Origin of the sequence: Legionella drancourtii LLAP12, assembly GCF_000162755.2 — a bacterium.
In the GTDB taxonomy this organism is placed as follows: Bacteria; Pseudomonadota; Gammaproteobacteria; order Legionellales; family Legionellaceae; genus Legionella; species Legionella drancourtii.
Window position 1 is genome coordinate 43,655 of sequence record NZ_JH413802.1, and the last position, 7,287, is coordinate 50,941.

Sequence of the window (7,287 nt, forward strand, 5' to 3'; positions counted from 1 at the left end):
TCGGCACAGTTAATTTCATCCATGGCAGATATAAAGACAGCCAACTCTAACTTCTGTTTATTAACGATTCGAATTTGATTTGTATGACGCTTGGTCTTGCCCTCGGTAATGAACTGAAACCACTGGTCATCAAGCCATTCCAAATTATTAAACTCTTCTGGATTGAGTTCAACATATTCTCCATGACTTCGCTGGTGTGACAATATGAATTCGACTAACTTTTCTACTAGTACATCTTTAGAAGCTGACTTGATCTCAATCTGCTTGAGTAAGCGAAACATAGTATGTCTTTTTACTTGATAAAACTTCAGCATTAAAGGTAAATCGTTATCGTCAGCATAAGCCAGATATTGTTCGCAGGCTTCAATTGACGCATCGATATCTTTTGGTAAGCTTTGCTCAATTAGCACTAGTTTTTCTTCAGGTGTTTGGGCAGTTTGTTTGCTTGCGACGAGAACTTGTTTAAGGCTACTAATGAGTTGATCTGTTATTTTTTGGTTGGAATTCCTGATTTCCTGTAACGCTTCCGCTGCGTCATGTTTTATTTTACGCAGCCAGCGTGCCAGCACGGTGACAATGCTATCAAGTGATATAGCATACTGATGATATAACAACATAGCTGATAAAGCATATCTTTTGGCCTCTTTAATACGGCGCATATCAGCAATATCTAAAGCCATTGCTTCAGCAACATATTGCTCTAAACGGTGTTCAGGAATATCAGAAAGATCAATTGGGCTTTCATCTCGCCACTTGCGTAACTGCTCGAGGTAATCAGTAAATTGTCGAATATTTGTAACAGATGGTTTTTTCATTTCCTGTTTAAGATATTCCCAGCCACTGCTGTACTCATGGACAGGCGAAGTGGATAGCAATAACTGATCAAAAAATTGCTTAGTTTCATCGGTAAGTTGGTCGCTGACTTTTTGATAAAGTACGGAGCTAACTATTGTTCTCGCAGCTCGTGCCAATCTAAGCAATGTTGAAAATGCTGGAATTTCAAAATTGTTTTTGATGAGTTCTTCGATCATATCATTGATTATGTCGGCTAAGTTTTCTTTAATGGCAGCAGATTTTAATCCAGCAGACTTCATTATTGACTTGCGTTGCTGCTTGCATTCATTAATGGCCAGAAATTTGCGGATAACTATTTTGTGACGCTTGCGTTGTTTAAGCTGCATGTAATTTTGTAGCTTTGCTTTATCCACTTTAATCTCAATGCAGTTGGCAATATATTCGATAATGGGTTTAGGTATTGTGTTAATTGGAATGTGATACCCTAAACATTGACAACACTTTAGCGAAAGCATAAAACCAAGCCGGCTATGAGGTGATTTCTCACTGGTGCTTTTATTGAGAAATTCAAGCTCTGCTTTTGATGGTAAAAAATTCTGTTGGAGTTCTTGGTTGTCAGGATTAGGTTTCAATCTTGGATAAGCGGTTTCGTGAATTGCAGTCATTGTGAATTTAAGGTATCTTTTGTGGTGGCCGAAAACAGTAGTTTATGGCCATGTAAAAATCAAGACTTTGGATCCTTATATTTAAAGGGTTTTAGACGGACGAATTTCAAGGGGTTTTTGGCCAGGTATGAAAGCAGGAATTTATGCCAGAGTGTCAACGCATGATCAGCATACGTTAGAAATGCAAATCGATGCCATGAAAAAATATGCTAAAGCACGAGATTGGCAAATTGAAACTGAAATTGCAGAAATTGCATCCGGTGCGAAAGATAGTAGACCTCAACGTGAAGAACTTATTAATCAAGCGAAACGCCGACAGATTGATGTTATTATTGTTTGGAAATTAGATCGGTGGGGTCGTTCCGTTAATGATCTATTTCATACTCTTAATGAACTGAATGGATTGGGTGTTGGGTTTATATCTTTGACTGAAGCGCTAGATTTAACGACAGCAACAGGTAGGGCTATGGCAGGATTGTTAGCAATATTCGCTGAATTTGAGCGAGAAATATTACGAGAAAGAGTCAAGGCAGGTATTGCACATGCTCGAAATAAAGGTAAAGCACACGGACGACCTGTAACCACAAAAAAATATGAACAAGAAGTAATTGGTTTATTTGAACAGGGTCAAAGTCAATCTAAAATTGCGAAAAAAATTGGTATTGGTCGCACCTCAGTTAGAAGAATATTAAATAATAGAGAGTTCAGATAAAGAAAACAACTTAAACATATTAACATTAATATAGAGAGTGAATATGTTTACACAGAAAATTCCTAAAGAATATCAGCATACATCACCAGCTGGAGCTGAAGTGAGGTTACTTATGAATAACTCTCTGGGTGGTATGGCTCATTGCACCTTAAAAAAAGGCACAATTTCCAAAATTGTTCGCCACAAAACAGTTAGCGAATTCTGGTATGTTATTTCGGGGAAAGGTGCTATTTGGCGCAAGTCTGGAAAACAAGAAGCAATCACAGTTCTTGAAGAAGGTACTGGCATTGATATCCCATTAGGTACCGTTTTTCAATATCGAAGTGATGAAAGTGATTTGGTTTTTATTTGCGTGACTATGCCACCGTGGCCCGGCCATGGTGAAGTATCATATGTTGAAAAAGGCGCGTGGATACCATCTCCTTAACAGCTAAGAATAAAATTAATATTTTGACTCATAAAAGACTTAGTTTTTTTTGAAAATTTAAAGAGCGTTGTTATTATGAAAATATCTTATAAAAATCAAACGATAGAACGAATAAATAGTGATGTATGTGTTGTTACAGAATATCCAATGATGGACAATGATCTTGATTTTGCAGTAGTGAATGTTTCAGGTCGATACCCTAATCGCAAATATGCAATGAATACAAAATGCAAAGAAATTGTTTATGTCCAAAATGGGACAGGAAAAGTGGTCGTTAATGATACTGAATATTTATTAAATGTCGGCGATGTAGTTTTAATTGAGGCTGGTGAAAAATTTTACTGGGAGGGTAACTTGGCACTTTGTATTTCGTGCCATCCAGCTTTTAATATTGAGCAACATCAGGTTGTTGATTAATTTTATCAATAGTAATCAATTCAAGATCGAATTCACATTGGATTGAAAATGATCAACAAACGGTCCTTTTCGTTAGATTTCCGGCCGAGCATCTATATTGTCGAAAGCAAAAAATTGAAAGTAAATTTGAATTAAAAATGAACACACCCCTTTTTTACCAGGATCCCGGCCAGGGGTCATGCCCATCATAAAAATAGCCTAGTTTCCAGTTAAGATAATCAAGCTTTGAACTTTCATAATTACGCTCTTTCCAATCGATATCTTTTATTGTGCAACCGAAAGGGAGGGATATAACTTTTTTTTGTATCTTTTCAGGGGTTTGTAATTCTAAAAAATTACGGTCAAATTGAGCATTATGACATATGATTACGTGGCTATCTTTTAGCGCTTGTAAAACAAAATCCCAATTAATTGCCTTGCCAACTACATCTTCGTTATGAATGCCGGTAATTTTTGTAATTTCTGGAGGTATTGGTTTTCCTGGGTCATTCAATTCATTGTAAGAGTCTTTGATTTCAAGAACTCCTTCCTCGTTGGAAAATGAAATTGTATTTGCATTGTGGTATATTTGAAGATCAATACATTAAATTAAAAATAGGCTCAAGTCTCAAAATTAAAAAATCACAAGCCGCAGAAGCAACAATCGCGGGAATTGAGTTGCATCGAATGCTGAAACAGTTTTATGAGTTGTCGGTCTAACTACGCCCAGAATATGGCCATACTCAATTATGTAAAAAATTTTCGACAGAGCCTTCAAATTCCATGGCACAAAATAGACTCTTAGATATACATGTTGGTCAATTTATTGACGTAGTTTGGTGATGCACTTATAATAAGCATAATTTAATCCTTATTAAGGTAATCTAAAATGCCTGGTACAGCTTGTTCTATTATGGAAGAAACCCTTTTAAAATACCCTGAATTACGTGCTTTTATAAACAGTGAGCCCCCCAATATAAGCTTATTAAAAGAAGCTTTGGCGTATCATTACCGATTAAGTGAAGCATTATTTGGTCAAAAGATGACTGTTTTCCAGGTTTGTAGTTATTTTAATAAAGTATCTCACTTACAAGCACTCTCATACAATGAAGAAACGGTGAAGGCTAACTACTATAAATCCATCGATTCGCTGCTAATAATGGCCATACCGAAACCATTAAGTATCTGGAATCCCATCTTACAAAAGCGGAACGAAAAAAGGCGGTGAAGGCTGATAACTATGATGCCATCCGATTCGCCGCTCAAAATGGCCATACGTGACACAGTAAATCATTTTTTAACTATTGGAGCAGGCTTGGCTTACGCTGAACCACACGACCATGAATATGGACGTTTCGTTCACCCCTTTATTGCTCATCAAATAAATGCTTATCAACACGCTAAAAATGAATATGAGCAAACCAATCCCAATGGTGTATTTAACCTCGATGAACAAGAGGCCCGATTGTGTTTTTATATGTTACGTAATCTGATTCGCAGAGGGGTAGATAGAGAGCATGCAGCAGCAGAAGATGTGACTGATGAGATACGTATGTTACTGAGCATCCCCTCAGTTCGCGCTTTATGCCATCTGCCGATGAGCGATGAGGGAGGGGAAAATGAGCTTTTAAGACTTGCTATTCGCATCGGCAATCAAGAAGCCAGCAGTCTTTTACTGCAATTACCTGAGGTGAGAAGAGTAGCAGAGCAACATAATTTTTATGAGAACGAGGGTGATGGCACCTTGGATTTAAGACAGATGGCTCAGGATAAAGAATCATCGATGGTGGCGTTATCGGTGTCAGAGCGTGAAGTAGTTAATCAACTAAAGCAACACTATCAAGGGAAAATAAACGAGTTAGGAGGCCATACCCAAGCCTTCGCTTCGTTAAAAAATGAGTTAAAGAAACGTTACGAAGCGAATCCTACAACCCTTGAGTTGGTTGACCGCTATGGCAAAAAACACACGCAGATGCTTCCGTTTGAGTGGGATGAATTCCAACAGCTAAAAGAAGGGTTAAGCAAGGAACAATATAAAAATGCGCTAATTGCCTACCATCAACACGAGGCACATACCGCCTATCGTTATCTATCGAAACCCAACCCCTGGATGGCAGATAATGCGTCTTATGTTTATGTTTACGACAATGAACAAGGTCAACAAACAGCTCTTCGTTATTCTACGTTTGAAGAATATCAAGCACTTATCAATTTATTCTATTTAGCTGCTTTTGATGAAGAGGCCCCTGCGATTGATGGATATACCCTGGAAGGGAGAAAAACATTATTCATCAAGCAAATTGCTTTAATTGGTCGTGCGCATAATTGGGATAAATCCCGGGTAGTGACTATCAATGGGGTGGTGCAGTATGACCAAGACGGCAGCCCCAAAGAAGAAGAATATGATGACGTGAGCGAGGGCGATAAGCCATCCTGTTATTCTGGCGTGTTGCGACGACTGATGCAATCTGTTTTTGGGCATGGTTTATTCAAGGTCGTTACAGCAAATATGATTAAACAAACCTTGAATGAATACATCAAACCTTATTTTGATAATGCCATTACCAAAGATAATTGTGCTCAGTTACAACAAGCCTACGAAGGTTTAATTAACGGGGACGGTGATGTTGAGGAACACCTACAATGCCTCAAGACCATCAATATCCCAGAGGATACCAAAAAGGAAATAATGCAGCTGGCCTGCGCACAGCTTGAGAACACCTACAAAAGCCAGTTTAGTAACCACAAAGATGTTTTTGAAGCCATAATGACTCGCTATTTAAACGCCGCAAAACAATCGGGCTGCGATTTCATCTATTTTCAATCCTCGTTGAGTTTGGAGAGAGTACTTGAGGAAAGAGTAAGGCAAAAGAATGAACCTAATCAATTAAGTGAGAATCCTGTACATTTTTGGAGCGCCACCGTACCGGGAGCCCCACAAGAACCAGAGGGACAGCCTTTGAACCTAGCAGAGGTCGGAATAATTTCTCAGGTGGAAAATTTTAAGCCGGGTGATGAGAAACATAATGCAAAACAGCCTCTTGTGGCCTCCGATGAGCCACCTAAGTGCAATGTATCTGGTTTATCTTTTTTTAAGGCTCCTGACGAATCATTAAAAGTAGCATTTAAACTTATGGAGCTTTGTACTGCATATCAAGCATATCTTTATAAAGAAATACAAAAAGTTAGTAAGAAGAAAATAACTGAGGTTTCAGATTTGGTTAAGATACCTCTAATGAATCTGACTGAATCTCCAGACTTAGCTAAGCTGGTTCGCAAATGCCGTATAGTGAATCATATGATAGATGTCTTAGAAAACAGCGAAGATTCTAGTCACTTGGATCGTATTAGAAATATAGAAACTATCTTAACGGAAAACAAAGAAATACTTGCAGAACACCGGTCTACTGGTGGCAAATTTTTGCAAGCTGTTTTAAATGAACTCTCAACTCTGGTTTCTTTCATCTACAAGAAAGAGTGGAAATGCAAGGCAAAAGGGGAAGTTTTAAGCGATGCCCTAGAGGTCGAAACAAATCGCCTAAGTAGTTCAAAATAGCTGTACCTGGGGCTAAATGAAATATCTGTGGTCATAATTATGCGAGCAATTAATAAAAAATCAGTCATTTGAAAAAATAATTACCAATAATGTTGTGATGGATAACGTACCTTATTTATCTGAAACGGGATGCATATAGGCAATTGATACAGAATTTAAGTGCTAATAGGTTAAAAAAGCTAAAAAAATTGTGACGGATAAGATTTAAGGTGTTTTGATGTGGTCATACTACCTTAGGCCACATTAAATTTTTTAGAGATAAAGAAGCATCCAATACGAGAGTGTTCATCTAACTGTGTCACCTCAGTCATTATCTAAGCCCCAGTGTTAGTCTATTTTCGAAGTAGATTTGTAGCTGAGACACGATAAGAGCCCAATTGTGCATGGGCTGATTCCATTTTTCCAGAACTTGCTGGCAAGCACAATAAATAAGTTTAATAAGGGCGTTTTCGCTGGTAAAAGCGCCTTTATTTTTAGTGTACTTTCTAATTTGCCGATGAAATCCTTCAACAATATTAGTAGTGTAAATGATACGCCTGAGCTCTTCAGGATATTTAAAATACTGTGATAGCGCCTCCCAGTTATTATTCCAGGACTTCATTACTGCAGGGTATTTTTTACCCCATTTTTCTTCCAGCTCTAATAGATGATGCTCAGCCAAATCTTTGCTTGAGGCCTTATATACTAATTTTAAATCAGCCATAAAGGCTTTCTGGTCTTTACTGACTACATACTT

The 7,287-nt window shown here is 37.9% G+C and carries 9 protein-coding genes; 6 read left to right on the forward strand and 3 right to left on the reverse strand.

Annotated features, from left to right (window positions below; all coding sequences use genetic code 11):
* Positions 1–1,427, reverse strand: a 1,427-nt coding sequence (locus LDG_RS03395; protein WP_233491408.1) for a DUF4158 domain-containing protein, incomplete at its 3' end; no start/stop codon positions are given.
* Between the two features lie 160 nt (positions 1,428–1,587).
* On the opposite strand from LDG_RS03395, the gene LDG_RS03400 reads away from it, so the two are divergent.
* The 3 genes from LDG_RS03400 (at position 1,588) to LDG_RS03410 (ending at position 3,016) form a co-directional block, all read left to right on the forward strand.
* Positions 1,588–2,172 carry a recombinase family protein gene (locus LDG_RS03400; RefSeq protein ID WP_006869739.1) on the forward strand — a complete coding sequence of 195 codons (585 nt, stop codon included), beginning with the start codon at positions 1,588–1,590 and terminating at the stop codon, positions 2,170–2,172.
* Between the two features lie 43 nt (positions 2,173–2,215).
* Complete coding sequence (locus LDG_RS03405) at positions 2,216–2,599, forward strand: cupin domain-containing protein (protein ID WP_006869740.1); 384 nt, start codon at positions 2,216–2,218, stop codon at positions 2,597–2,599.
* Between the two features lie 75 nt (positions 2,600–2,674).
* Positions 2,675–3,016, forward strand: a complete 342-nt coding sequence (locus LDG_RS03410; protein WP_006869741.1) for an AraC family ligand binding domain-containing protein — start codon at positions 2,675–2,677, stop codon at positions 3,014–3,016.
* A 154-nt stretch (positions 3,017–3,170) separates the two neighbouring features.
* Here LDG_RS03410 and LDG_RS03415 read toward each other — a convergent pair whose 3' ends face one another.
* Complete coding sequence (locus LDG_RS03415; protein ID WP_006869743.1) at positions 3,171–3,509, reverse strand: DNA polymerase III subunit epsilon; 339 nt, start codon at positions 3,507–3,509, stop codon at positions 3,171–3,173.
* A 47-nt stretch (positions 3,510–3,556) separates the two neighbouring features.
* Here LDG_RS03415 and LDG_RS19515 point away from each other — a divergent pair, with 47 nt between their 5' ends.
* From LDG_RS19515 to LDG_RS18350, 3 genes are all read left to right on the forward strand, one after another.
* Positions 3,557–3,715, forward strand: coding sequence for a hypothetical protein (locus LDG_RS19515; protein ID WP_158307860.1), 159 nt, complete (start codon positions 3,557–3,559; stop codon positions 3,713–3,715).
* A gap of 169 nt (positions 3,716–3,884) precedes the next feature.
* Positions 3,885–4,223, forward strand: a complete 339-nt coding sequence (locus LDG_RS18345; RefSeq protein ID WP_006869745.1) for a hypothetical protein — start codon at positions 3,885–3,887, stop codon at positions 4,221–4,223.
* A 12-nt stretch (positions 4,224–4,235) separates the two neighbouring features.
* On the forward strand, positions 4,236–6,551 hold the full coding sequence (locus LDG_RS18350) for a hypothetical protein (RefSeq protein ID WP_006869746.1): 2,316 nt from the start codon (positions 4,236–4,238) through the stop codon (positions 6,549–6,551).
* Between the two features lie 310 nt (positions 6,552–6,861).
* Here LDG_RS18350 and LDG_RS03425 read toward each other — a convergent pair.
* A partial coding sequence (locus LDG_RS03425) for a transposase (RefSeq protein ID WP_040534334.1) occupies positions 6,862–7,287 on the reverse strand: 426 nt, incomplete at its 5' end.